Consider the following 25,193-nt stretch of genomic DNA (forward strand, 5'->3'; position numbering starts at 1 on the left):
GTGAAAAAATGAAACTTGTTACCCTACATATCTATCATTTCGGTGGATTAAAGGATTGTAAAATTTCCTTCGAAGATAAAGGGCTGCAGATTCTTTACGGAGAAAACGAAGCCGGAAAAACAACTCTCATGGACTTTATTAAATGTATGTTCTACGGTTTTCCGACAAAAAGTCAAAACCATCGCCGCTATGAACCGAAAGACGGAAACAGAATGGGTGGTAAGATTACCATTCATCATCAGGTACACGGAACATGGACGATTGAGAGAGTTGCCCGTTCAACTGTAACTGGTGATCTCAGGATTTATGATGAAAGTGGGCAACAGAAAGAAGAGGCATTTTTGCTGCAGTTGTTGGACGGAATGGAACAATCTTTGTATACGGGTGCTTTTTGCTTTGGTCTGGATGGATTACAAAAATTAGACAAGTTATCATCGGAAGAACTTGGCAACTTTTTATTAAGCACCGCGATCTCAGGTGACCGTGATTTACTTGACATCGAACAGAGCTTTGAAAAGAAACAAGCCCTTTTATTTAAAAAGGCAGGTAAAAAACCAATCATTAATGAAAGATTAGAACAGCTATCATCTTCAGCAAAATCCCTGCAACTCTTAAAAGAAAAAAATGAAAGTTATCAAGCGTTAACGAACGAGAAAGATAGCCATGAAAAGGATTTAGAAGTAATTAAACAAAAACTAACAGAGATTCAAACCGAACTTCTCTCAAACAAGAGGCTGCTCGAATTAAAGCCGGTATTACAAAGGTACAAGCAGCTTGATGTCGAGATTCGCTCTTTTGATTCTGAATCATATTCTTTTCCAGAGAACGGTCTTCAACAATATGAGGAGTTACGAAAAGAATTGTCACGCTTGAAAAGTGACTTAACTTACGATAATAGCCGTATTGGAGACGCTGAAGCTGAGCTCGGATCCATCATAAATAATGAAAATATCATACGGTATGAAACAGAGATTAAACGTTTGTTTAACTTACTTCCTGAATATGAACATCGCTTCAACCAAATTCATGAGCTACAACGCCACATTCATTCGTTAAGAAAAGAAGAAAGAGGACTTTTTGATGAGATCGGTGAAGCGTGGTCTGAAAAAGAACTTATGGAACTTTCACTGTCTTTATCATCGCTTCATTTTCTAGAAGATTTAATCAGGCAAAATGAGCAGATTCAAGATAAGAAAAGTAGGTTAGAAGACGAGCTCGAGGATTCTAGAGTGAAGTTGGAGCGGTTAGAAACGGAAGAAGCAAAACAAAAAAAGAACCTTCTTTCTGAAGAAGAATATGCAAAGTATCAGCATTCCAATCATAAAGAAACTCGAAAGATGCCTTTTTACACAACACTATTACCCATTCTTTCTTCCCTCTTACTTCTATGGTCAGGCTGGGTTTCAAACCATACTCCTGTCATGCTTGGAGGAGTGCTGCTACTGATTACAGCTCTAGTACTAAGTTTTCTGTATTTAAAGAGGAATCAGTCTGGTGACGAGATGCCAAAACACGTACATCAGCGATTGTTAGAAGATGAGGTTCATAGGAAACAATGGCTTGAGCTCTCATTACAACTTTCTAATGAAAACAACATTTATGTACAGCTTGCTAAACGTCTGGATTATTTAGAGGTGGAAGAAGCATCTGTCTGGGACCATGCGAAACGATGGGCGTCTGATCAAGGATACAGTGGGAAGTTGGATCGTCTTTTTGTTTCAGGTTATATGAAACGAGTGCTTCAGCTTAAAGAGTTATTAAGACAGCGAAATGATGCAGAGAATAAAGTGCAGGATATAGAATTTAAACAAAGCAGTTATGAGAAGAAGGCTTCTTCACTTTCGCTTGCATTAGGTATAGAACTTCAGGAAGATACGAAAAGCTGGATCAACTTTTGTTATGCTGAATTAGAGAAGCAACTTAAAAATCAGTCGCGAGCAGAGCACATTCAGCAGAACAAAAAAGAACTTCTCGAGCGGAAGAATGAGCTTCAGAAAAAGATTTCTTTTATAAATATTCAGATACGTAGTCTATGGGCTGCAGCTAAAGTTAGCAACGAAGCGGACTTTTATGTAAAAGGTAAGAACAATGAACGGTTCGGCAAGCTAAAAGAAGAACGTGAATCGCTTTATAATCAATTTATATCGTTAGGATTTTCAAATGATGAAATCGTAGTAATGGCAGAAAAAGTAACAGTGAATTATGAGACAACCCTTCATTATATTTCAAATTTGGAAGAACAGGTGCAAGAAAAGCAAAAAGGGTACGACGAGAAGATAGAAGCAAAAGGAAAACTGGATTGGGAATTAGCGAAACTGCTTGAAGATGGCAGTTACTCAGAGAACCTGCATCGATATGAGATTCTTAAAGAAGAATGGAACACGCTTGTGAAGAAGTGGGCAAGCTTGCGACTTGCACAGCATGCACTTTCAAAAGTGAAGGAAGATTATCAAAAAACAAAGCTGCCAGCGGTTTTAGAGACTTCCAGTGTTTATTTTAGTAAAATAACAGAAAGTGAATATCAATCTATTACATTCACAGATAATAATGAATTAATGGTTGTAAATGGGGATGGTTTAGGTTTTTATCCGCATGAGTTAAGTCGAGGTACTGCTGAACAGGTGTATTTGTCTATCCGATTGGCAGTAGCTTATCATGCAGGACCAAGAGACTTTCCGATTTTAATGGACGATATCGCGGTTAACTTTGATGGGGTAAGGACAAAACGAACCTTACAACTGATACAAGAAACGGCGTTTGATCGGCAGGTGTTATTCTTTACCTGTCATCAACATATTGCATCTACGGTTCCGGCAGTCCCTGTCATACATTGGCCACATCAATCTGTTATCGCTGAAATGTAACCAAAGGAGGGGAATGGCTCATGTCAAATGAGTATTCCATTTACTTAGTCGAGGATGAACAAGATCTTGCTCAAGTGCTAAAAGCCTATATGGAAAAAGAAGGCTGGAGCGTTACGGTGTTTCATAATGGAGAAGATGCTTTGAAAAGTGCGGAAGAAAACAAACCGCACCTTTGGATATTAGATATTATGCTGCCAGGTATGGATGGCTATGAAATTATTAAAGAGATCAAAAAAACTTCAGACATTCCAGTTATTTTTGTTTCTGCGCGAGACCAAGATTTAGATCGAATCATTGGACTTGAGCTAGGCAGTGATGATTATTTAGCCAAGCCTTTCATGCCAAGAGAGCTCGTTATTCGCGTAAGAAAACTGTTAACAAGAATCTATGAAACCGGTAACCGCTTGCCACAAACGATTGAAATTACAGGATATATGATCGATCCGATCTCAAGAAAGATCACACGTGATGGAGAGATGATTAATCTTACAGGAAAAGAGATCGATGTTCTTCTTTATTTGATTGAGAATAAAGGGAAGTCTCGTAAGCGAGAAGAGATTCTAGAATATGTGTGGGGAGACGATTATTTCGGATCTGAACGTGCCGTGGATGATGTCATCAGACGCGTTCGTAAGAAGATGCCTCGATTGAACTTAGAGACCGTTTACGGAGCAGGTTATAGGATCATACCGTCATGATACGTTTGAATCTAACTCAGCGGATATGGCTTTCATTCGGTCTGCTGATATTTACGATCGGTCTCTTAACCGCGATCATCTATCCGCTTTCTATTAAAGATACGCTGACTGAAGAAACGTATCAAATCATTGAGAACGAACAGCAGAATGTCTGGGATCCCAATAATCAGCTTCCTAGAGAAGGGGAATCTCCAACTGATTTTATTGAGAGAAGGAATGCAGCTCGTGATGTTGGACATGTTGTGATTGTTGACAAGTACGCCAACTCACAAGGTGACCCTGTACCTGAAGAAGTTCTTTATGAGATGGCTGAAAAAGCATATAACCAAAAGAAGAATAAAGGTCGTTACGAATTAACGTACGAAGATGCCACCTTATTTTATGCGATCACAACAAAGACGAACGTAAAAGGCGAAAAGGTGTACTTAATCTCCTATATGTGGGATACGTATCGTGATCAAATGGTTAACAGATTATGGCTAAGACTCGTACTGATTTTATTGTTCACAGGCATATTCTCAATCATTCCTGCAATTTGGTTAGCGCGGTATTTACGATCGCCACTCACCATCTTAGGAAAGCGGTTCGAACAGATCGCTAAACGCAACTGGCAAGAGCCGTTTCATTGGAAGGGTGATGATGAATTCTATATTCTTTCCAAGCAGTTTGAAGAGATGCGTCAAAACTTGTTAAGACATGACCATGCACAAAAAACGTTTATTCAGCACGCTTCTCATGAATTAAAGACACCTATTATGACGATTAAAAGTTATGCACAGTCTGTGAAAGATGGCATCATGCCGAAAGATACAACGGAAGATATGATGGACGTGATCTTAAAAGAAACCGAAAGAATGGAAAAACGTGTTCAAAACATGCTGTACTATACAAAGCTTGATGCTTTAAAACTTGATGTATTAACAAAAGAGAACTTTAACTTTGGTGACCTGGCTGAAGATATTGTTGAACGCTTCAGGTATCAGCGTGAAGATATAGATTTTGAGATTACAGGTAATCATTACAATCTGAACGGCGATAAAGAGCAATGGGGTATCCTCCTTGATAATTTAGTTCAGAACGCACTGCGTTATGCACATAATACGATTCGACTCTCAGCTTTTAATAACGGATCTGAATTTGTTATTGAAGTGTTTAATGATGGAGAATCTCTTACTGGTGTAACTGGAGAAGAGATTTTCCAGCCGTTCCGTAAAGGTAATAAAGGTCAGTTTGGGCTGGGCCTTGCTATCGTAAAACGAATTGCGGAATTGCATGGAGGAAGAGTAGTCGCGGAAAATAGAGCAGAAGGTGTAGCTTTTCAGATTAAAATTCCAATTACTAATCTTAAAAGAAGAAGGTAGAAGAGAATCATTCACTAGTTGTAATTTTTACAACTAGAGTGTTACGACAAGTAGTTAAATAGACGGATATGCTATACTAAAGCAAAGAAAGGCGGGGTGAAAGATGAAAAAAGGACTTGCGTTTTATAAGGTAGGAGAGATCGTAGATGGTTTCTTTCTTATCAAATCATCTGTAAAAGGAACGGCAAGTAATGGTAAACCATTCTTGACGCTGATCCTTCAAGATCAAACAGGTGATGTGGAAGCAAAACTATGGGATAGTTCACCAGAAGATGAAGAGCTGTACGCGGCTCAAGCTATCGTAAAATTAGCTGGTGAGATGGGTAACTACAGAGGAAAAATGCAGTTGAAGCTTAAAGCCATTCGCCCTGCAACGGAACTAGATGGTGTTAAGGTTAGTGATTTCCTAGAAACAGCTCCATTATCCCAAGACGCGATGGTAGAGACGATTACCAAATACATATTTGAGATGAAGAATCCAAATATTCAACGAATCACAAGACACTTATTAAAGAAACATCAAGCTGAATTTCTAGAATACCCTGCTGCGGTTAAGAACCACCATGAGTTTGTCTCAGGTCTTGCTTTTCATGTTGTATCCATGTTGGATATGGCAAAAGCATTCAGCAAACTCTATCCATCTCTAGATACGGATCTTCTTTATTCAGGAATCATCCTGCATGACCTTGGAAAAGTCATCGAGTTGTCAGGACCAGTCGCTGCGTCCTATACACTCGAAGGAAAGCTTCTCGGTCACATTACGATCATGGTAAACGAGATCGGTAAGGCGGCAGATGAGTTAGAGATCGAAGGAGAAGAAGTAACCGTCCTTCAGCATCTTGTTTTAAGTCATCACAGTAAACCTGAGTGGGGAAGCCCTAAAGCGCCGTTGATTCGTGAAGCAGAAATCCTTCATATGATCGATAATTTTGATGCTAGAATGAATATGATGGACCGTGCACTCGAAAAGGTACAGCCTGGAGAATTTACAGATAAGCAGTTCGCTCTAGAAAATCGATCGTTATATAAACCCCTGTTCCAGGGGGAATTTGCGAAAAATTAAGGTCTTATTTTAAAAGAATTGTTACTTAAATAACATCATTGATAAGTTGATTGAAGCGTAAGGTGGCGAGACTCCTACGGGACGAGCGGTCAGCCTGAAAAGTGGAAGTGGCTCGTTCAGCCCCGACCAGCAAAAGATGAATGGGCTATGAAGGCGCACTTTGCCTTATTGACCGTTCAACTTTTGACCCGAGGGGCTAGCCACTGCAACTAGACAGGTGGAGACTCCTAATGGCGCAAAGCGGCAGGAGGCTCACCGCACGCCCCGTGGAAAGCGAGCTACCTGGAGCGGAAATCAACTACTTTCAAAGTAACGAAGCAACCAACCAAATAACAAAAACCCATTGTGTAAAAATGGGAGATATGGTAAATTTGGAATTGGAAGTTAAGAAACGAAATTTTAGGAGGCAATGACTCATGGTTAGCATTGTTCAAGGTAAGGTAAGAAAGCAAGCTAAATAACGTCTAGTCCCAATTGGGAAGGCTTATTTTGCTATGCGATTCTACCTACTTTTGAGCAATCTCTCCATGTGTCATCCCGAGCCTTTTTAACGAAAAGCTTATGGTATGCACATGTGACTGTGTATACTCATAGGCTTTTTTCTATGCTCTCATTGGAAAAAGTGCTGTATTCACAAGCTTGCTTATGAAGGTGACTGCTCAAAAGTTGGAACAGATAAATCAACAGTGTCGGAAATAACAAAAAGGAAGAAGTGGACAGCATGAGATGGAAAGATTGGGATGCTAATCTAAAGGTTCGTTTAATTGGAGAGTTTTTTGTAAATCTATTGTTTTGGATGTTCTTCCCGTTTATGGCGATTTACTTTTCAGATGAAATGGGAAAAACAACAGCTGGTATTTTATTAGTTTTGTCACAAGTTGTCGGTGTCATCACAAACCTTGTAGGTGGCTATTGTGCGGATAAATATGGACGAAAGAAGATGATGGTAATCTCGGCTTGGGGTCAGGCAGCAACGTTTATATTTTTCTGTCTTGCTAACTCACCGTGGATGGATTCGCCAATTTTAACGTTTATTGCGTTTTCAGCGTTAGGGTTGTTTGGTTCTTTATATTGGCCAGCTAGTCATGCGATGATCGCAGACGTTGTAGAAGAAAAGCATAGAAGTGAAGTTTTTGCCGTGTTTTACACATCGATCAATATATCGGTAGTTTTCGGTCCTGTATTAGGCAGTATCTTCTTTTTCTCTTACCGTTTTGAATTATTGCTAGCATGTTTACTCGTAAGCGTTGTGTTAGCCGTCGTGTTAGCGAAATATATTCGTGAAACCGTTCCGGTAAAGAAAGAAGTACTAGAACAAGTAGGGACTGATAAGAATTGGTTCCAGGCGATCGGCGAACAGTTGAAAGACTATCGAGTGATCGCAAGTGATAAGTTATTCTTGCTATTTATCTTAGCGGGTATTCTTGTCGCTCAGACTTTCATGCAGATGGATCTACTCCTAGCTGTTTATACAACGGAAAAAGTACCAGAACAATCGCTTTTTGCACTTGGGAACTGGGACATTTCGTTAACGGGTGAAAAGGTTTTTGGTTATCTGATCTCACTTAACGGATTGATGGTAGCGTTATGTACAGTTTGGATGGCTAAGTGGATGAATAGATTCAAAGAAGGCAGGGTCTTTATTCTTTCTGCACTTCTATACGGTGTGTCGATGCTTGTGTTTGGAAGTACAACGATGATGTGGATCCTTTTTGGTGCTATGGTCATCTTTACAACGGCTGAGCTGATGGTAGTTGGAATTCAAGAAAGCTTTATTTCTAAACTAGCACCGGAAAACATGAGAGGGCAGTACTTTGCAGCAGCGGGTCTGCGCTTTACAATCGGACGTACGATCGCACCGATCTCTATTCCATTAACGATGTGGATTGGTTTTGAAAACACGTTCTATCTTCTTTTTGTATTAGCTGTGATGAGTGCCGGACTCTATTACTTGATGTTCCGTGCGTTTGATAAAAAAATGGAGTCCAACAAAACGGAAAAAGAATCTAAAGCTGAACCTGCACTTTCATGACATAACTTCTTATTTTCCCTCATAGACTGGATTAAAAGCTTGTCTAATAAGGGGGAGTTAAATGATGAAAGGATACGCTGCTTTATTTTTCGGTGCCATACTCATAGCTGCCTTTGTGTTAAAAGAATATTCAGCTGGAGTGGGCAACTTCTTTACTATGACTCCATGGTGGATGTATTTTGTGCTTTGCGGCATTATCTATAGTGGTTATCGTATCGTTACCTTGTTCCAAGAAGATAAAGAGATCGAGCAAAGAGTGATTGAAGAAGAAGGCAGAGTATACATGGAACGTATCGAGAGAGCAAAGGCTCAGGAATCAGCTCAACCTTCCGCTGAAGATGAGGATGCAGAGGATTTAGTTGCAGCAGCAGGGGATGAAGATCATTATCATGATGACTCAAATCGTCTTTAGAATTAAGGAAAAGACCTGCTAAGAGCAGGTCTTTTGATTGTCTTGTCTTTCTGGGGTAGAAAGGTTCGGCTGATTTCATCATTTTATATGATGATGAGCCTTTTTTATGTGATTACGTCTATTTTTTATGTGATGGACCACCTTTTTTATGTGATAATTTGTTTTTTTTATGTGATCTTGAATCCCTCTGTCTTTTTTAGAAGGCTATTGCATCCAACTGTGATGCCCCGTAGCCTTCTGCATTAGTACAAAACAAAAACCAGACCCTATCAAGGGTCTGGTTTTCATATATCATGCCATTATTGTTGAGGCATTTGTGGCATTTGAGGTTGTTCCGCTTTCTTTTCCATCTTTTCTTTTAATTCTTTGTCTTTTACTTTAACATCCGCTTTTTTCTTCAGGCTTTCTAAGATTTCAGTAATCGGCTTCGCTTTTTGCTGCTTAAGCTCTTGCTCGATCTGTTCTTTCTTGTCTTCGAACTTGTTTTCACGCTTGTCCGTTACTTTAATGATGTGGTAACCATAATCAGATTTAACCAAGTCACTTGTTTTTCCTTTTTCAAGTGTAAAAGCAACTTTATCGAACTCAGGAACCATTGCACCTTTACCGAAGAAGCCAAGGTCTCCACCTTTTGATTTTGAACCAGGGTCTTTAGAGTATTCTTCTGCTAATTTAGCAAAGTCTCCGCCTTCGTTCAATTTCTTTTGAACTTCTTTAGCCGTCTTCTCATCATCTACAAGAATGTGGCTCGCTTTAACTTCTGTTTTGTATTTTTCTTCAAACGTTTTCTTCATTTCAGCTTCAGAAACCTTAACACCTTCTGTTGCTGCTTTTTCATTTAGAAGCATAGACTTGATGCGTTCTTTTAGCTGTTTTTCGTCAGATAAGCCGTTTTGCTCAAGTGCTTGTTTGAAAGCATCCTCGCCACCAAGCTCTTCTTTGATCTTATCTGTTTCTTTTTCAATCTCTTTGTCTGTTACTTTATATTTATCTTCAAGCACCATTTCGTCGATCATTTGACTAAGTACTTGATCACCGTATTGTTCCTTCATTTTATCGTAGAATTGCTCTTTCGTAATATCTCCTGCTTTAGATTCTACGATGGCTTCTGAATCAGCACCACCAGCATTATTACAAGCGGATAATGAAATGAGTCCCGCTGTGAGTCCAATTGATAACATCCATTTTTTCATTTTCAAACACTCCTACTGTGAAGTAATAATTTAACAACTCTTACTATAGCATAAACGTTATGGGTATTCCTATTCAATAAATGAAATATGAGAAAATTTACACATTATAAATCAAGTATTATCGGGTATTCTACACGATTTTAATAAAAAAATTTTAAAAACCGGGTCATTCGTCTAATCACAATAGGGCGTATCACTATATGATATGGAGAAAGAAAAGGGAGGTATGATGATGGGTTATGGTTACGGTCATGGGGGAGGAATAGCACTAATCTTAGTTCTTTTTATCCTTCTCATCATTATTGGAGCTTGTTACTGCTATTGATGGTGAATAAAAATTTAAATTAATTTAAAGGGCGAATGCCTATGCGTGAATAACGGGTCATGCATAGGATAGTGTACAGAATATCAAAGGAGGTGGCTTTCATGGGTTACGGTGGATACGGGCATGGAAAAGGCTTCGCATTGATTGTTGTGTTGTTTATTCTTTTGATTATCGTAGGTGCTGCATGTTTCTGCTAAAATAAATGATGGCTAAGCAGGACCTTTTCTTAAGAAGGGGGACTGATCAGGCTTGACGTTTATAAGCAGTTTCGTTAATGTGTGTTTTACTACTCTTGATCAAAAGGTGCAGCATGTGTATGGTACGGTTACTCAAGGGGGAATGCAATTTAGGTTCCCCCTTTTTATATTTTCTATAGAACGTTTGAAACATAGGATGAAATGAGCAGAATGGTAATAGAAACGTTAATCGTACGATAAACAGAGTCTTGCTGTTTTGAGGACAAGTTCTTTTTGTCACATAACTTGTGAGTGAGTGAGTTAAATACGAATAAAAAGATTGGTGCCAAAAAAACGAAGATATAGCCTGCCATATGAAAACCTCCAACATGAACTACTTGTTTAACTTTACCAAAATATGTGGAATATGAATAGGAAAATAACTTCTAAGAGATGAGAGAGGGAGAGAAAACAATGAATAAATGGAAAACGGCATTTTTTACACTATTGCTTCTATTTTTAATCGTTCCGATCGCCATAGCCGTTATGCTTTTTAGTGATCCTGCTGGTGGCCGTTTAGATCGGAGTTCACTAGATACAGATATTCGAGACAATCAAAAGCTCTTAAGCATACATACAGAAAAAGAACAGGTGGAAGATCTGTTAAATAAAGAGCTCCGCAAAAAAGCACCAGATGTGAACGTATACGTAAATTTAAGAAATGATGAAGCCGTGCTAAACGGATCATTCATCGCGTTTGATCAAGAGCTTCCTTACCAAGTTACATTTGATCCTGAGGTTCTTGAAAACGGAGATCTGTTATTGAAGGAAAAGGATATGCAAGTAGGGCGTTTCCCACTACCCGGTGACGAGGTGTTTACACTGATCAAAAAGACCGTTCAGTTTCCTGAATGGGTAGATGTCTATCCGAAAGATGAGAGCATTTTGATGAGAGTGACCGAAATGCCAACAAAGAAAGGCTATGCGGTCAAAGCGGAAGAATTTGATTTAAAGAAGAACTCTATTAAATTGGGGGTCTATACGAAAAACTAGAAAAAGCGCTTCTACCCGAGCACGTTGGGGAAGGAGCGCTTTATTTATTCTTCCTCAATTATTCATACCCAAATGGAGAAAGTTGGATTATAATTATTATAGACAGACAATGACTAGAAAGCAGGGTTTTGTATGGAGACGGTGGAAGAACGACTTGAACGACTAGAATTTTATAATCAGCTAACGATTGAGAGTGTCGATCTTACAGCGTATCCGTTTTTTAGACTAGTCATGGAAAAAAAGCTCACCGAGCAGGAAGTGAATAAGGTCTTCCTTCTTTGCGATGAGCTTCAACGAAAATATGAAATGCAGAGTGAAGAAGGCTTTGTACATTACACACCGCTATTGTTGCATTTTGCAGGCATGTTAACGCCAAAGCTTTCCCCAAGAGAAACGATTACTGCTTTGCTTCAACAAGAAAAGTATATTTCTTTGATGGAGAAGCTTTATGAGTTATCTGTACGTTACGAATGAGAAGAGGCAATTTCTTCAGCTGCTATCACAGATGATGCAGGCTGATCATCTAATGATGCTTCGATCTTTTCTTCGAGTTTGTTGAAGATTGACATAAAATCATCACCATAAAGATTGCGGATGATTGACATCAATTCAGGAAACTCAGGGAATCTTCCAAACAACTCTTTAATCGGCATAGAAGCACTGAAAACACCAAACTTTGAAGGATCGTACGTGTTCAATGTTTGAAGTAAAAGCTCTTCACCTTTAGGTGTTAGACAAATATATGTATTTCGCTTATCATCTTCTTTTTTAGAAAATGTTAGATAGCCTTGTTCTTCAAGCTTTTTTGAAAAGTTAAAAGCCGTGGATACGTGCATAACGCCAAACTTTGCAATATCAGAGATTGATGCACCCTCAAGATGATGAGCAATCCATAGAATATGGTGTTCATTGATGTTTAAACCATAATCCTTAATCCAATTTTGCCAGTCTTTTTCTACACTTTTCCATAAAGCTTTACTAATCTGTGAAAGTTTGTGACTATAGATCATGGCTTCTTGAAAACTATATAATTGATCTTTGTTCATTTTTAAAATGCCCCTCCATCTTATAAAACACATCCTATTCCTCATTATGCCAGTATTTCCTATAATAAGAAAGTAAAATTTTTCAATTTTTCCTTATTTTTTAGTAAAATAGTTATATAACTTTTAGCTGATATGGGTTGATCTAAGTGTTCTTACTCGTTCGGAAGTATAGATAAAAAAAATTCTCCAAAAAGGGAGAATTTTTTTGGGATTATTTAATTTCTTGCTTCATTTCTTCAGGAGCTTCTTCAATTGTAGAGGCAGCTGTTTCTTGTAGAGCCTCTTCTTTTTCTTTATTAGCAAATCTGATCTTTGCTCTAAGCTGAATGCCGTCACGCTTGATGCTGGAGAACGTCGATTTCATCTTATCCATATTCACTTTAAGATCTTGTCTTACTTCTTTACCTGCTTTTGGTGTAGAAAGCAGAGTAGCTGCTGCAGTAACCACCGTTCCTAATGCGAAACCTACTACCATGGATTTTTGTTTAGACATCTTATAATTCCTCCTCATTCTTTTATTATCTAATGAATTCGTGAATTTCTCTTATATTCCTATGAAAAATAATGACGAATATAAAAATATTTCCCGATAGATTTCGTCATGTTTGGACATGCAAGATCAAGCTTTTATAGAATGGTCGAAATTTGAAAACCGTTGATACAGTAGGAAAGTTAGAAGGAAAAAGTGGCGCTGTACGTTGTTTTAAAAAATGTCATACTTGTCTAAAACAGAAGATATTTGACTGACTTTGGAGAAAGATAATATAAAATAAATGACAAGGAAAAAAAGTTTCATAATTGACGAAGAGGTTTAAAAGAGGGTATACATAATTAAAAGAATGGAGGGATATGGGTTGAAACAAAACACAATCGGCAACTACTTTAATAAAATGAAGGAAAAAGCGAATGCTGTGCTCGAAAGTTCCACTCAAACGGGTGAGCTCGTTACAGAAGCTGAGAAAAAAAGTTCGCAACCAGATAAACAAGGTTTAAGTAACCTTGGCTCTCAAGTAAAAGCGTTAGTTCGAATGGTAAAGTCATATAAAAGAGGCGACTATCGTGATGTCTCCAAAAAATCTTTACTATTAGTGGTCGCAGGACTTCTGTATTTTGTTAGTCCAATTGATGCAGTGCCTGATTTTCTGATCGGAGCAGGGCTATTGGATGATGCAACAGTCCTTGCTTTTATTTTTTCAACGTTATCAACTGAGATAGCAGCTTTTCAGACATGGGAAGAGGAAAAAGAAGAAGAGGATAAATACATAAAGCCAACTCCATAGGAGCTGGCTTTTTATTTTGACATTATCATTATTTAATTAGCAGTTAAGTTTGAGCGTTTAGATAGTCGTTCTGCGATGGGGTAGATAAAGAACATGATCAAGCCGCTAACGACACTTGTTGGAACAACGATCATTCCAATGAAGCTAAGTAATGTACCAGGTAATCCCGCTACGAGCATGGCGACCATGAGAAATAATGTACCGCTGATAATCGTTCCGACCACTGTTAAAAGAACAGCGCTTATCGCATTTACTTTTACTTTTTTAACAAGTAAGAACAACGCCAAAAAGATAAAAGCTGTTATAGGTTTTTCAACAATATTGGCAATCTGTCCGCCAGCCATACCAGTTGTAAGTGCTGAAATGACTCCAGCTGCCATACTTGCAATGATCACGTTTTGTTTGGTAGGTGATAGCATAATGGCTAAAAACATCATCACGAGTAATAAGTCAGGTTTCATTCCAAAAAATAATGGGGGTACAACAGTGTGAAACACATACCCTAATGCAATAAGTACAGATGTTAAAGCTAATGATTTAGTATTCGTATTCATTTTCTCATCTCTCCTCAGCTACTCTTAGCCTAATTTCTTTCCAATAGTGCCCTCTTGGCCTAATGCGAAAGTACCTTTATGTTAACAGATGTACGCACAACTGAAAAGGTATGTGAACTACTTTCCGTATTTTTCCTGAAAATGTTTCATGAACTGTGCAAGGCTATCACATGATTCTTGAGGTACAGCATTATAGATAGAAGCTCTGAAACCCCCGACCGATCGGTGTCCTTTTAACCCATATATTCCGTTTTCTTCACTCTCTTTAATAAACTGCTTTTCCAGTTCATCATTCAAAAGAGTGAATGTAACATTCATGTTCGACCGTGATTCAGGTGTAGCATACCCGTTATAGAACCCATTACTTCTATCGATCGTGTCGTAGATGACTCCAGCTTTATTATAATTTCTCTTTTCCATTTCAATGACACCACCACACTTTTCTACCCAACCTAGTACAAGGTTAAGCAAGTAGATGGAGTAAACAGGAGGCGTGTTGTAAAGAGAATTATTTTTTGCATGAACCGAATACGACAAGATGGAAGGAACAGATACATTTTCCTGTAGCAGATCTTTCCGTATGATAACGGCGGTTACTCCCGAAGGTCCAAGGTTTTTTTGAGCACCGGCATAGATTAATCCATAATCTGCAACAGATAGGGGTCTACTCATAATATCACTCGACATGTCCGCTACAAGATTTGGATGTGTGAAGGCATGTAGGTCTGACCATTGTGTGCCATAGATCGTGTTATTAGAAGTAATATGAAGATAGGCGTCATTTTCGCTAGATACATAATTCATCTCTGGAAGGGTGCGATAGTCAGAGTCCTTACCTGTAATGACGGCCTCACACGATCCGATTTTCTGAGCTTCTTTATAAGCTTTTTCAGACCATGCCCCAGTGAGTACATATTTTGCAGTCTTTCCACCTTGAATAAAATTCATCGGAATCATAGCAAACTGTAGACTTGCTCCGCCTTGTAAGAACAATACTTCATGTGTATCTGGTATATTGAGCAAACGTTTCATGCGTGTTTTCGCTTGGTTATGGATGCCTTCATATTCTGAACCCCTGTGGCTATGCTCCATAATATTTAACCCAGTACCTAAGAAGTCATCCCACTCTTCTTTTGCTTGCTGCATGACCTCTTTAGGCAATGTTGTGGGTCCGGCTTGAAAATAGATGCGTGTCATCGTTCTCCTCCTTATAAAATTACGCTGTTTTAGTAAGTTCCTAGAGCAATTGAAAGTTGTTGATTTCCGTTACAGGTGCTTCGCTTTCCGCGGGGCGACCGGTGAGCCCCTTGCCGCTTTGCGCCTTTAAGGGTCTCACCTGACCGCTCGTCCCGCAGGAGTCTCACACCTTACACTCCAATCAACTTTTCAGTGATGTCTAATAACAACAATCTTTTAGAAATGAGTTTGAAATGAAAATGAATATGAAAAAACTGCCCAGTTTTAAAAAAGGCAGTTTTAATATGTAACGTTAGTTTTTAACGTTTTCTTTAATATTTTGAGCGATCTCAGTCATTTTGTCTGCAGGGGTATCCTGTGTTTTCCAGACTGCTCCAAATCCGTCACCTTGTCCGTAACGTGGAATGAAGTGCATATGATAATGAAAAACAGATTGTCCAGCTGCTTCACCGTTGTTGTTTAAGATGTTCAGACCGATCGGGTTAAACGTTTGTTTAATTCCAGAGGCAATTTTAGGCACGACAGAATAAAGCTTGGCTGCTGTTTCTGCAGGCAGTTCAAAAATATCTGTGGAGTGCTCTTTAGGAATGATCAGCGTATGTCCTTTTGTTACCTGACTGATGTCTAAGAAGGCTAGAACGTTTTCGTCTTCGTACACTTTGTAGGATGGAATTTCTCCCGCAACAATTTTACAAAAAATGCAGTTTGAATCGTGGGACAAGTGGCTCACCTCATTTTTTTTACTTATCATATCATACATGATCAACCTAAAAAATAAGGTATTCTTTTTATCTTATTAAAAGGCTCTTTTCTACAAGATGTTTCTTTTGAATGTTTTATTATTTTCTTCATTGAAAGGTTGATTGGAGTGGAAGGTGCGTGCCTACCACCTGAAATGCATCTCGCAAGGCATGCGACGAGGAAGCTTACTCCGCTAGCATTAACTTGTAGACGCAGGAGCAAGGAGCATAAAGGCGGGCAGTTCAAAAAGTGAAAACTAGGCAGCTGAGACACTTAAGAGTGAAACGTACGAATGTGGCTCAGCGTCTGCCCCGTGGAAAGCGAGCAGCCTGTAACGGAAATCAACACTTCCGAAAGTAGGTAAAAAAGAAGAAGGGTCCTATTCTAAAATAGAACCCTTCATCTTATAGAGGTTAGAGAAGAAAGGAGAACACGAAAACAAAACAATACGATTTTTTAGCCATGCACCTCGATTATAAGAATCTGTAATTGCTCAAGCACTAAATAGTCCAAGAGAACCATCTCCTTAAAGAAAAGCATATCTGAAAAAATCTAATACCTTGCATCTTTCTCCTTGAAGAAGGGGGGATACCTTCTTCTCTTATATCTTGTCCAGGAAGTCTTACAAGTTATACATATAAAATTGGTAAAGGAAACGTAAATTGAGCTATTATAAGGAAAGAATGACAAAAAGGAGGGCTCTCCGTGAAAAAAAGACAACTAATTTTTACAATGACACTCGGTGTTAGTTTCCTCGTCTCAGGGTGCGGGAATAAATCAGAAGATGAGCATAAAAACCATCAAGAGGAGTCAAGCGCTAAACAAGAAACGTCTCATGAAGGACATGAGAATCATTTGCCGAACGGTGATATCCAAGAACTTACTGCATCAATGGAAGAATTGCCAGGTTTCTTGGATAAACAACCTGATGAGATTGCGGCCATTTATGCGGAAGTTCCTAAATATAAGGAACTGCTTGAATCAATGCCTTGTTATTGTGGCTGTGGTGATTCTGCAGGTCATAAAGACAATTATGATTGCTTTATCTCAGAAAATAAAGAAGATGGAAAAATTGTATGGGATGATCATGGCACAAAGTGCGGGACTTGTTTAGAGATCGCTGCGATCAGCATGAGTGCTTCTGCTGATGGAAAAAAGCCTGTTGAGATCAGAAGGATGATCGATGAAAAATATAAAGAAGGATATGCAAAGCCAACTCCGACACCGGTGCCTGCCTCATAAGGTGTAAAACAAGAAAAATGGCAAACAATAATGAAAATGCTGGATTGCAGAAGGAGGTACTATATGAAACCAATCCTTGAAGTTACAGATCTAACAGGAGGTTATCTTCCTAATCAGCCTGTTATTCATCACTTAGATTTCACGGTGAAAGAAAATGAGATAGTAGGTTTGATCGGCTTGAATGGAGCCGGTAAAAGTACAACCATCAAGCATGTATTAGGTCTCATGGAACCCATGTCAGGCACTTCTAAAATCGATGGACAGACGTTCAGGGAAGAACCAGAAATTTATCGAAGTCAATTTACTTACATACCTGAGATGCCGATTCTCTATGAAGAATTAACGTTATGGGAACATCTAGAGCTAACAGCAATGGCATATGGACTAGAAGAACAAACCTTTTTAACCCGTGTACGCCCATTACTTGAAGAGTTTCGAATGGATAATAAGATCAAGTGGTTTCCGAGTCAGTTCTCAAAAGGGATGAAGCAAAAAGTAATGATCCTTTGTGCACTATTGGTTGAACCTAAGCTGTATATCGTGGATGAACCTTTCGTGGGTCTTGATCCATTAGGTATCCAATCGTTTCTAGAATATATGGTTAAGTTTAGAAATAACGGCGCTGGCGTGTTGATGTCTACTCACATTTTGTCTACGGCAGAAAGATATTGCGACCGCTTTTTAATCATGCATGAAGGAAGGCTGGTATTAAGCGGAACGTTAGCGGAACTACGCGTAAGAAGTGGGCTAGAGAATGCGACGTTGGATGAGATCTATCTCTATGTAGCAAGAGGGAGAGTCACATGATCGATGTAAAAAAATTATGGACAAAACGACGCAATGCTCATGTTACCCAGACGCTGAAATACTTTAGTTTAATGGGAAACAGCGGACTAATTGTTTCCTTAATTTTGCTCATTGTCATCGGAAGTGTGTATTATGCTAAGCTTCTTCAAGCACTTCCGGAGAATTTTCCGGCCGTCTTTATATTAACGATCGTCTTTTCAATCTGGTTGACCAAAAGTCCGATCCGTACGTTGTTAAAAGAAGGGGATCTCGTATTTTTACTTCCTGTAGAATCAGGAATGAAACAATATTTCTCAAAAGCAATCTCATCTGCAACTGCTACTGGGGCTTTCTTAACCCTATTTATCTTTACGCTGTTATGGCCGATCGTTCAATTCTTTATCCATGATGGATGGAAGATGTATGTCACGTTTGGATTCTTTTTGATCGCAGCTAAAGTATTTAATATTTATGTATCATGGGAAGAAAGAAGATTACCCTATAAGAGCCATCAAACGAACTATAAGATCATGAGGTTTATTGTAAACTTTGTATATGCCTATTTGCTCTTTAATGAAGCATACATCTTCATAATCGCGATTTTTGCGATTATGTATGTCTTAAAGAATTTTGTTTTCGGTGTCTTTAAGAAACAGCATGGCTATCAGTGGGAAATGTTATTAGCCGAAGAACAGTCTTTAAAGATGAAAGGTTACCGATTCGTCAATTACTTTACAGATGTCCCAGCTTTAAAGCAGACCGTTCATAAGCGACCATGGTTAAACAGCTTAGCCAGTTTTTCGTTTAAAAAGAAGAATGCACTTTCTGCTCTATACATGAAGACATTTGTCCGTTCAGGCGATTACCTAGGCTTATATGTAAGACTGATCTTAATCGGCTTTCTATTTATTTATTTAATTCCTGCAGGATGGTGGCAGTTGATTGTCGTGTTCTTGTTCTTTCAGATGTTTGCGCTGCAATTATTCACACTTTACACCCAGTATAGATGGAATGTTGTATTCATGATCTATCCGATCAAACAAGAAACAAGAGTACAAGCCTTTCAAAATTGGCTGAGATATTTGCTGATCATACAAGGGGTATTCTATGGCCTCTTCTATGGATTACTGTCAGGAGACTGGATGATCGCGATCCTAATGCCTGTGGGAGCAATTCTATACAGTATTTTACGACTGCCTAGTATGACAAAAAAACACATTACATTGACTTCCTAGCTCTTTCTTAGCTGGGAAGTTTTTTTATAACAATTTTTCTAAGAGCTTGTCTTCTTTGAAAGTTGATTGGAGATGAGCGGGACATATGAGACACCTAGGCGAGAAGCGACGAGGTGGCTCACCGCACGCCCACGGAAAGCAAGCGCTCTGTAACGGAAATCAACTACTACCAAGTTTGTAAACAGATTTTGGGCATCTTTCATAGCTTATGCCTATAAGTTTTATGGAAGGGAGCGGGGCTCATGAATACTTATGGACTAACAGGAAGGATCGTAACACCAGGAAGTCCTGATTATGATCTGGCACGAGAAGAGTTCAATACTCGTTTTAACTTATTTCCGTTGATTATCAATTTTTGTGAAACAACTAAAGACGTTTCAAATGCGATCCGTTGGGCAAGAAAGAAACATGTTAAGTTTCGAATTCGTACAGGAAGGCATAGTTATGAAGCTTATTCCTCATTAGATGGCGGTTTAGTGATAGACATAAGCGAATTAAATGAAGTAAAAGTAGATCGCAAAACCAAAACGGCCGTACTTGGTGCCGGGGCATTGCTTTTCCCACTCTACGAAAAATTGTATGAGGAAGGTTTCACGATTCCAGGAGGTACGTGTCCTTCTGTAGGACTTTCCGGTCTAACGCTTGGTGGAGGATGGGGGATGTTGACACGACCTTATGGAATGCTGATCGACCAGCTTCTGGAGTTGGAGATGGTTGATGCGAATGGAAATATCATCATAGCAAATAAGCATGAGAACGGGGACTTATTTTGGGCATCAAGAGGCGGTGGTGGGGGGAACTTTGGTGTGGTTACATCTTTTCGGTTTAAAGTCATTCCTGTTGATGATGTTGCCATCTTTAAAATTACATGGGAATTTAAGGGGTTTGAAAAAGTCGTGGATGCATGGCAGAAATGGGCTCCTCATACAGACGTCAGATTGACAGCCATTATTGATCTTTTAACAAAAGACATTGGTGAGTTGCGTGCATTAGGTGAATTTCTTGGCAGTACGGGAGAATTAAAAAAGCTGCTCAAGCCTCTTTTGATAGCCTTTCCACCAAAAGAAGTTGAAGTTAAGAAAGTACCTTATATTGAAGCGGTCAAGATATTTGGAGGAATGATGCCTGGCATGATGGAGTATGCTGTAAACCATGGTGATCCTGATGCACATCCATTTAAGAATACAGGTGCCTTTGCGAAACGACAGTTACCGATGAGTGCGATAAAAAAACTGAAAGAATTCCTAGCAAACTCACCTAGTATGGAGAATAAAGTACAGCTGCAAGCTCTAGCCGGAAATGCTTCTTGTATAAGTCCAACTGAAACGGCTTATGTTCATAGAGAAGCATTGTTCAGCTTGCTTTACATTACCAAATGGGAGAATGAGATTGAGGCAGACATAAATACACGATGGGTAGAAAGTCTAAGGAATTCTTTACTTCCTTTTGCGGATGGCGCTTATGTGAATTTCCATGATAATTGTATTAAGAACTGGTTAGAGCAATGTTATTTTGTTAACCTTCCGCGCTTAATTAAGGTGAAAACAAAATACGATCCCAAAAATGTGTTTACGTTCCCACTTGGAATTCCGACTGCAAATATGATCATGTAGGACTCATAACGTGAGGGCGAAAATATTGAAACGAAAGACTAACGAAAATCGTATAGAAGGAGGGAGGTAGATGATGAACACTTATGAAGAAAAAGTAATAGAAGAGCTTAAAAAATGGGAAACAGAAATGTGTAAACGGCCCTCACTATGGAATAAGACAACAAAATCTCTTCAAATAAAAATCAATGAAAAAATTCCGCAAAAAGTGCATGATGTTATGACATCGAGTATGAAACATATGATTAAAGCGACTCTGATCGGTTCTGAATATACGACTAAAAAAACGATTAAGTTTACTGCAGATCTACGAGAGCGTGATTTTAAATTAGAAGATCGGCTATCTTTCTACAAAAAAACAGCAGCAGTTGAAGGTGCAGGAACAGGTGCTGGAGGCATTTTGCTAGGTATTGCAGATCTTCCCTTATTGTTAGGAATAAAAATGAAATTTTTGTTCGAAGCAGCTAGTATTTATGGGTTGGATGTTAAAGACTACAAAGAGAGAATCTTTATTCTTCATGTATTTCGCCTAGCTTTTTCTGATCCGCACAAGCGAGAAGAGGCATATCAAAGGGTAATCTCATGGAAAGAGACCATTCGAGAATTTCCGGAGTCTCCTGAATCGATCAACCAAATGAATTGGCAAGAACTGCAGCAGGATTATCGTGATCACATCGATCTAATAAAGATGCTTCAGATGATCCCAGGATTGGGAGCAATTGTTGGGGCTTATGCGAATTATCATTTTCTTGATGATTTAGGTCATGTGGCAAAGAATTGTTTCAGATGGCGTTTGTTAACAGATGAAAAAAAGAAAAGGATTATAACTAACAAACACCCGCAATAAATTGCGGGTGTTTGTATTATGTGTTATTTAGAATCGACTGTCGCTTAATAAGCGGTCCATTTCCTCTTTGTGTTTTGTCTCATCAGCAATCATATCTTCTAACTGAACGACAAGTTCAGTCAATTTTAAGTTAGATGCTTGGTCTTTACGTTCTTCATAACGTCTGATCGTATCTTCCTCAGCGTTTCGAGCTTCTTCCAACATCTCACGAACGCTCTCAACTTGTTTAACTGGCTTTGGTTGAGTAGTCGGCGTACCACCAAGTGTTTTAATCTTTTCTGCTAAATATAGAGCATGTCCTTGCTCATCAGCAATTTCACTCTGGAAGAAAGGTTTTAGAATTTGACGGTACAAACCAGAAACCGTAGCTGCATTATGGTTGTACATAATGATTGCTGAGTACTCGTTTGCAAGATCCTCGTTTAGTCCATCGATTAGTGCTTGTAAGTCTTTTTCCATTTGTATAACCTCCTGAATCTTGTTCTACAGAGATATCCTTCCCCTTTTCCCTTTACGATAAACCAAATTATAGGATAGACGTACTAAAAAAAACAGGAACTGTAAAATAAGGTTTAAGGATTGGAAAAATCGGTAAAAGACTACTATGCGTGAAACAAATATTAAACAAAAGTGATACAAAATCTAAGGAGGTAACAAAAATGGATAGCAGACACATGGTTGATGAAGAGCGTAACGTTGACACAAGTAAGGTAGAAGAAACAGCAAGCCGTATGAGCGAGAGCAAAAAAGACGAGATCTTATCAAACTTTGAGGAGTTTAAGAGCTACTTGCATGGGAAAGTGCAAATCGGTGAAAAAATGGGCATGAGCGAAGAAACACTTGCAAAAACTGCAGAGAAAGTAGCAGATTACTTAGCTAACCATGAGGAGCCTCGTAACTCAGAAGAGAACCTCTTAAAAGAACTATGGAAAGTTGGAGAGCAAGAAGAGCGTCATAAACTTGCTCACATGTTAGTTAAGCTTGTTAAATAGAAAACGTTCTAAAGCTGCTCATCTTTGAGCGGCTTTTTTTATTACACTTACCGTTATTTGTTGCGTGGCTTAGAGTACTGAAATTCAATCTAAAGCCATGTCCGTTTAAAAAACTTAAAACAATAAAGTTTGCAAAGACGTCAATAAATACACCTCAATGACCGTTTACAAACGACTACGAAAAAACGACAATGATTTAAAGTGGTTTATACAAAGGAAAAAGAGTGAAAACTTAGATTTAATAAGAGCTGATTTGTTTAAATTTATAGAGAAGAGATTTAGAAACTATTTATCAACAAGAAATCTCGAAAATAAATGAAAAAGAATGATGTTGAGGAGAATTTTATGTTACGAGAACTAGCCAATAAACTACCTTTTCCAATCCTCCCACTTATTTATGTTATAAGTGGATTAGGTCTTTCGTTCTTATCGTTAAATATCTTTTTCGAGCTCTCAGAGGATTTGATGGAGAATGAGGTATTTGAGTTTGATCAAGTGATCATTCAATATGTAACGGATATTAGAAGTGAGACGCTTACGGAAGTAATGAAAGTGATAACCTTTTTGGGATCAAAAAATATCCTAACACTTTTGTTAGTAGGAAGTCTGATCTGGCTGATCGCAAAACGCAAGAACTATTGGGGTGCTATTTTCTATTTGATTGCAGTTGCGGGCGGAGGTCTTTTAAACCTAGGGTTGAAACATTGGTTTGGAAGAATACGACCTGAAGATAGTTTAATCGTTGAACAAGGTTTCAGTTATCCGAGTGGACATGCCATGGGCAGTCTCATCTATTATGGTTTTCTTGGTTACTTAGTCGTAAGAAGCAGAAGAGGAAAATCGCTTAAGATCATTCTCACGATTGCATTTATATCTACGATTCTTCTTATTGGTTTTAGCCGTGTTTATTTAGGCGTTCATTATCCATCTGACATAGCAGCTGGATTTAGTGCTGGAACGGTTTGGCTACTGCTATGTATAGCTGGGCGTGAATCAATCAGAGCTTATCAAAAAAGGACGCTTCCTTTTTTTAAAAGGAAACATCCCCAGTAAGTGTGAGTAGTTGATTTTGTAAACATTTAATAACTGCAGGTGTACGATGCTGACGCTCTCCATCACAGTCAATAAGCTGTTGGGGAGCTGTTTTTATGCTGATCTCTGAACTTTGAAAATAATGGTACCCTTGTCCTTCTTTTGAAGTATCTGATAATCGATTCAAAAGAACATCCCATATAAACGAGGTGGAAGGTTCTTCGATCAGCAAGCAATCGAGCTTTCCGTCTTGTATATCTGTATCGGGAAAAAAGGGCCGTATCCCGCCGGTAAAAGGACCGTTTACAGCAAGAAACATGGCAGCCTGTCCATCAAATTGAAACTCTTCAGATGAGATGGAGATCTCAAACGGCTCCCAAGTTTGAAAGGATTTTGCCGCTGAAAGATAATAAGAAAGGCGACCAAACTTCTCTTTCGTATCTGGGTCGATGGATTCGGATACATGTGTGATCAATCCAACACCCCAGAAGTTTGTAAAGAAATGCCCGTTGAACTCTCCAACGTCAATGTTGTGATAATTTTTTTCACTGAGCTGTTCTGCGGCTTTGATAGGGTTTTGGTTCATGCCTAGCGCTCTCGAAAAATCATTGCACGTTCCACCTGGCAAGATTCCGAAAGCTGGTTGATTTTCTTCGATCGACAACACCGCTTCTGCAATTTCATGTACCGTACCGTCACCGCCAGCGGCTATAATCAAATCTGTTTTACCTTCCAGCTCTTTAACGAAGGAAGCACCTTCTCCAGGAGCGGTCGTCTTATATACTTGAACGTCTTCAAAACCAACTTTTAGTTGCTCTAGCACTGCATCCCACTGATTGAGCAATCTGCCTTGGCCGGCAGAAGGATTTAATATGACCGATGCTCTTTTTATTGTTGATGGATTTCTAGTCATTTTGCTACCATGTATTCTTTTACGAATGATTTTCCTGTAAAAAGTGTTTCTGGAAGTGCTTTTGATGTGCCTCTATTCTTATGAGCTTCCTCATAAGCTTTGGATTGTTGCCAATTTATAAAATCAGCATGTGAATCCCAAAGTGTCATTACGATATAAGGATCTTGGTGAAGAGGTCGTAGTATTCGTATGCCAGTAAAGCCTGGTTCACTTTCAACCAGCCCGGCACGATTTTGGAAACGTTCTTCAAAAAGAGACCTTCCTTCTTCTGATACCGGGATGTGGTTCATAACAACAAAACCAGCACCGTCTAAGGAACCTCTTTGGTTTATCACTTCGTACTCATGTTTTTCCGTAAATGGGTTTTCACCATCTGTTTCAATCACGAGAGCAGAATTAGAGTCTCCTTCTAGCAGAAGAGCTCCATCGTATTTTTCCTGATATGTTGCTAAAAAGTCTAAAGTCCCATAAGTAATATATATGTTCATAGGAATCCCTGCCCCTTTTCTATTGATTTACCTTTGTTTTACCCAACCGTTCA

28 protein-coding genes are annotated in these 25,193 nt (G+C 38.9%); 18 read left to right on the forward strand and 10 right to left on the reverse strand.

Annotated features, from left to right (window positions below; genetic code table 11):
- The first annotated feature begins 8 nt into the window (after nucleotides 1–8).
- The 6 genes from ACOZ9X_RS11815 to ACOZ9X_RS11840 all read left to right on the forward strand — a co-directional run bounded on the left by ACOZ9X_RS11815 (nucleotide 9) and on the right by ACOZ9X_RS11840 (nucleotide 8,430).
- Nucleotides 9–2,864, forward strand: a complete 2,856-nt coding sequence (locus ACOZ9X_RS11815) for an AAA family ATPase (protein WP_423418351.1) — start codon at nucleotides 9–11, stop codon at nucleotides 2,862–2,864.
- A gap of 20 nt (nucleotides 2,865–2,884) precedes the next feature.
- A complete protein-coding gene (locus tag ACOZ9X_RS11820) occupies nucleotides 2,885–3,562 on the forward strand; it encodes a response regulator transcription factor (protein ID WP_423418352.1) in 678 nt (225 codons plus the stop codon).
- A complete protein-coding gene (locus ACOZ9X_RS11825) occupies nucleotides 3,559–4,923 on the forward strand; it encodes a HAMP domain-containing sensor histidine kinase (RefSeq protein WP_423418353.1) in 1,365 nt (454 codons plus the stop codon). The genes ACOZ9X_RS11820 and ACOZ9X_RS11825 overlap by 4 nt, the downstream gene beginning before the upstream one ends.
- Before the next feature lie 103 nt (nucleotides 4,924–5,026).
- Nucleotides 5,027–5,986 (forward strand): 3'-5' exoribonuclease YhaM, encoded by a 960-nt coding sequence (gene yhaM, locus ACOZ9X_RS11830; RefSeq protein WP_191754759.1) that lies wholly within the window; start codon nucleotides 5,027–5,029, stop codon nucleotides 5,984–5,986.
- 721 nt (nucleotides 5,987–6,707) lie between these two features.
- On the forward strand, nucleotides 6,708–8,018 hold the full coding sequence (locus ACOZ9X_RS11835; RefSeq protein WP_423418354.1) for an MDR family MFS transporter: 1,311 nt from the start codon (nucleotides 6,708–6,710) through the stop codon (nucleotides 8,016–8,018).
- 61 nt (nucleotides 8,019–8,079) lie between these two features.
- Nucleotides 8,080–8,430 carry a sporulation YhaL family protein gene (locus tag ACOZ9X_RS11840; RefSeq protein ID WP_423418355.1) on the forward strand — a complete coding sequence of 117 codons (351 nt, stop codon included), beginning with the start codon at nucleotides 8,080–8,082 and terminating at the stop codon, nucleotides 8,428–8,430.
- A gap of 299 nt (nucleotides 8,431–8,729) precedes the next feature.
- Here ACOZ9X_RS11840 and ACOZ9X_RS11845 read toward each other — a convergent pair whose 3' ends face one another.
- Nucleotides 8,730–9,623 carry a peptidylprolyl isomerase gene (locus ACOZ9X_RS11845; RefSeq protein ID WP_423418356.1) on the reverse strand — a complete coding sequence of 298 codons (894 nt, stop codon included), beginning with the start codon at nucleotides 9,621–9,623 and terminating at the stop codon, nucleotides 8,730–8,732.
- Nucleotides 9,624–9,855: 232 nt separating this feature from the next.
- Here ACOZ9X_RS11845 and ACOZ9X_RS11850 point away from each other — a divergent pair, with 232 nt between their 5' ends.
- Together ACOZ9X_RS11850 and ACOZ9X_RS11855 are read left to right on the forward strand one after the other, a co-directional pair.
- Nucleotides 9,856–9,948 carry a YjcZ family sporulation protein gene (locus tag ACOZ9X_RS11850; protein ID WP_416731798.1) on the forward strand — a complete coding sequence of 31 codons (93 nt, stop codon included), beginning with the start codon at nucleotides 9,856–9,858 and terminating at the stop codon, nucleotides 9,946–9,948.
- Between the two features lie 101 nt (nucleotides 9,949–10,049).
- Complete coding sequence (locus tag ACOZ9X_RS11855) at nucleotides 10,050–10,145, forward strand: YjcZ family sporulation protein (protein ID WP_082861266.1); 96 nt, start codon at nucleotides 10,050–10,052, stop codon at nucleotides 10,143–10,145.
- A 173-nt stretch (nucleotides 10,146–10,318) separates the two neighbouring features.
- On the opposite strand, the gene ACOZ9X_RS11860 is transcribed toward ACOZ9X_RS11855, so the two are convergent.
- Nucleotides 10,319–10,498, reverse strand: a complete 180-nt coding sequence (locus ACOZ9X_RS11860) for a hypothetical protein (protein WP_066391378.1) — start codon at nucleotides 10,496–10,498, stop codon at nucleotides 10,319–10,321.
- Between the two features lie 100 nt (nucleotides 10,499–10,598).
- On the opposite strand from ACOZ9X_RS11860, the gene ACOZ9X_RS11865 reads away from it, so the two are divergent.
- Nucleotides 10,599–11,177, forward strand: a complete 579-nt coding sequence (locus ACOZ9X_RS11865; protein WP_423418357.1) for a YpmS family protein — start codon at nucleotides 10,599–10,601, stop codon at nucleotides 11,175–11,177.
- A gap of 132 nt (nucleotides 11,178–11,309) precedes the next feature.
- Nucleotides 11,310–11,651, forward strand: coding sequence for a DUF1878 family protein (locus tag ACOZ9X_RS11870; protein ID WP_137790539.1), 342 nt, complete (start codon nucleotides 11,310–11,312; stop codon nucleotides 11,649–11,651).
- Here ACOZ9X_RS11870 and ACOZ9X_RS11875 read toward each other — a convergent pair.
- Entirely contained in the window at nucleotides 11,642–12,223 is a 582-nt protein-coding gene (locus ACOZ9X_RS11875; protein WP_423418358.1) for an HTH-type transcriptional regulator Hpr, read from the reverse strand. The two genes, ACOZ9X_RS11870 and ACOZ9X_RS11875, sit on opposite strands and share 10 nt — an antisense overlap.
- 211 nt (nucleotides 12,224–12,434) lie before the next feature.
- Complete coding sequence (locus tag ACOZ9X_RS11880) at nucleotides 12,435–12,716, reverse strand: YtxH domain-containing protein (protein ID WP_423418359.1); 282 nt, start codon at nucleotides 12,714–12,716, stop codon at nucleotides 12,435–12,437.
- A 361-nt stretch (nucleotides 12,717–13,077) separates the two neighbouring features.
- Between ACOZ9X_RS11880 and ACOZ9X_RS11885 the strand changes: the two genes are divergently transcribed.
- Nucleotides 13,078–13,503, forward strand: coding sequence for a YkvA family protein (locus ACOZ9X_RS11885; protein WP_186320596.1), 426 nt, complete (start codon nucleotides 13,078–13,080; stop codon nucleotides 13,501–13,503).
- Between the two features lie 32 nt (nucleotides 13,504–13,535).
- Here ACOZ9X_RS11885 and ACOZ9X_RS11890 read toward each other — a convergent pair whose 3' ends face one another.
- The 3 genes from ACOZ9X_RS11890 to ACOZ9X_RS11900 all read right to left on the reverse strand — a co-directional run bounded on the left by ACOZ9X_RS11890 (nucleotide 13,536) and on the right by ACOZ9X_RS11900 (nucleotide 15,975).
- Entirely contained in the window at nucleotides 13,536–14,057 is a 522-nt protein-coding gene (locus ACOZ9X_RS11890) for a tryptophan transporter (RefSeq protein ID WP_423418360.1), read from the reverse strand.
- Nucleotides 14,058–14,174: 117 nt separating this feature from the next.
- On the reverse strand, nucleotides 14,175–15,254 hold the full coding sequence (gene serC / locus ACOZ9X_RS11895) for a phosphoserine transaminase (RefSeq protein WP_423418361.1): 1,080 nt from the start codon (nucleotides 15,252–15,254) through the stop codon (nucleotides 14,175–14,177).
- A gap of 292 nt (nucleotides 15,255–15,546) precedes the next feature.
- Entirely contained in the window at nucleotides 15,547–15,975 is a 429-nt protein-coding gene (locus tag ACOZ9X_RS11900) for an HIT family protein (protein WP_423418362.1), read from the reverse strand.
- A 725-nt stretch (nucleotides 15,976–16,700) separates the two neighbouring features.
- Between ACOZ9X_RS11900 and ACOZ9X_RS11905 the strand changes: the two genes are divergently transcribed.
- The 5 genes from ACOZ9X_RS11905 to ACOZ9X_RS11925 all read left to right on the forward strand — a co-directional run bounded on the left by ACOZ9X_RS11905 (nucleotide 16,701) and on the right by ACOZ9X_RS11925 (nucleotide 21,715).
- Entirely contained in the window at nucleotides 16,701–17,237 is a 537-nt protein-coding gene (locus tag ACOZ9X_RS11905) for a PCYCGC motif-containing (lipo)protein (protein WP_423418363.1), read from the forward strand.
- A 63-nt stretch (nucleotides 17,238–17,300) separates the two neighbouring features.
- Nucleotides 17,301–18,044, forward strand: coding sequence for an ABC transporter ATP-binding protein (locus ACOZ9X_RS11910; protein ID WP_423418364.1), 744 nt, complete (start codon nucleotides 17,301–17,303; stop codon nucleotides 18,042–18,044).
- Nucleotides 18,041–19,258: an ABC transporter permease gene (locus ACOZ9X_RS11915; protein WP_423418365.1), complete on the forward strand. Its 1,218-nt coding sequence runs from the start codon at nucleotides 18,041–18,043 to the stop codon at nucleotides 19,256–19,258. The genes ACOZ9X_RS11910 and ACOZ9X_RS11915 overlap by 4 nt, the downstream gene beginning before the upstream one ends.
- A 242-nt stretch (nucleotides 19,259–19,500) precedes the next feature.
- Complete coding sequence (locus ACOZ9X_RS11920) at nucleotides 19,501–20,871, forward strand: FAD-binding oxidoreductase (RefSeq protein WP_423418366.1); 1,371 nt, start codon at nucleotides 19,501–19,503, stop codon at nucleotides 20,869–20,871.
- 70 nt (nucleotides 20,872–20,941) lie between these two features.
- Entirely contained in the window at nucleotides 20,942–21,715 is a 774-nt protein-coding gene (locus ACOZ9X_RS11925) for an EcsC family protein (RefSeq protein ID WP_423418367.1), read from the forward strand.
- Between the two features lie 27 nt (nucleotides 21,716–21,742).
- On the opposite strand, the gene ACOZ9X_RS11930 is transcribed toward ACOZ9X_RS11925, so the two are convergent.
- Nucleotides 21,743–22,174, reverse strand: a complete 432-nt coding sequence (locus ACOZ9X_RS11930) for a ferritin-like domain-containing protein (RefSeq protein ID WP_423418368.1) — start codon at nucleotides 22,172–22,174, stop codon at nucleotides 21,743–21,745.
- Between the two features lie 215 nt (nucleotides 22,175–22,389).
- Between ACOZ9X_RS11930 and ACOZ9X_RS11935 the strand changes: the two genes are divergently transcribed.
- Together ACOZ9X_RS11935 and ACOZ9X_RS11940 are read left to right on the forward strand one after the other, a co-directional pair.
- Nucleotides 22,390–22,707, forward strand: a complete 318-nt coding sequence (locus ACOZ9X_RS11935; RefSeq protein ID WP_066399706.1) for a DUF3243 domain-containing protein — start codon at nucleotides 22,390–22,392, stop codon at nucleotides 22,705–22,707.
- A gap of 345 nt (nucleotides 22,708–23,052) precedes the next feature.
- The gene (locus ACOZ9X_RS11940; protein ID WP_423418369.1) at nucleotides 23,053–23,760 is read left to right on the forward strand and encodes a phosphatase PAP2 family protein; all 708 of its coding nucleotides are present in this window, start codon (nucleotides 23,053–23,055) and stop codon (nucleotides 23,758–23,760) included.
- Here the strand turns inward: ACOZ9X_RS11940 and ACOZ9X_RS11945 are convergent.
- Complete coding sequence (locus ACOZ9X_RS11945) at nucleotides 23,738–24,652, reverse strand: diacylglycerol/lipid kinase family protein (RefSeq protein ID WP_423418370.1); 915 nt, start codon at nucleotides 24,650–24,652, stop codon at nucleotides 23,738–23,740. The two genes, ACOZ9X_RS11940 and ACOZ9X_RS11945, sit on opposite strands and share 23 nt — an antisense overlap.
- Nucleotides 24,649–25,140 (reverse strand): antibiotic biosynthesis monooxygenase family protein, encoded by a 492-nt coding sequence (locus ACOZ9X_RS11950; RefSeq protein ID WP_423418371.1) that lies wholly within the window; start codon nucleotides 25,138–25,140, stop codon nucleotides 24,649–24,651. The genes ACOZ9X_RS11945 and ACOZ9X_RS11950 overlap by 4 nt, the downstream gene beginning before the upstream one ends.
- Nucleotides 25,141–25,193: the final 53 nt, after the last annotated feature.

The organism is Fictibacillus nanhaiensis (assembly GCF_049537595.1).
Lineage (GTDB): Bacteria > Bacillota > Bacilli > Bacillales > Fictibacillaceae > Fictibacillus > Fictibacillus nanhaiensis_F.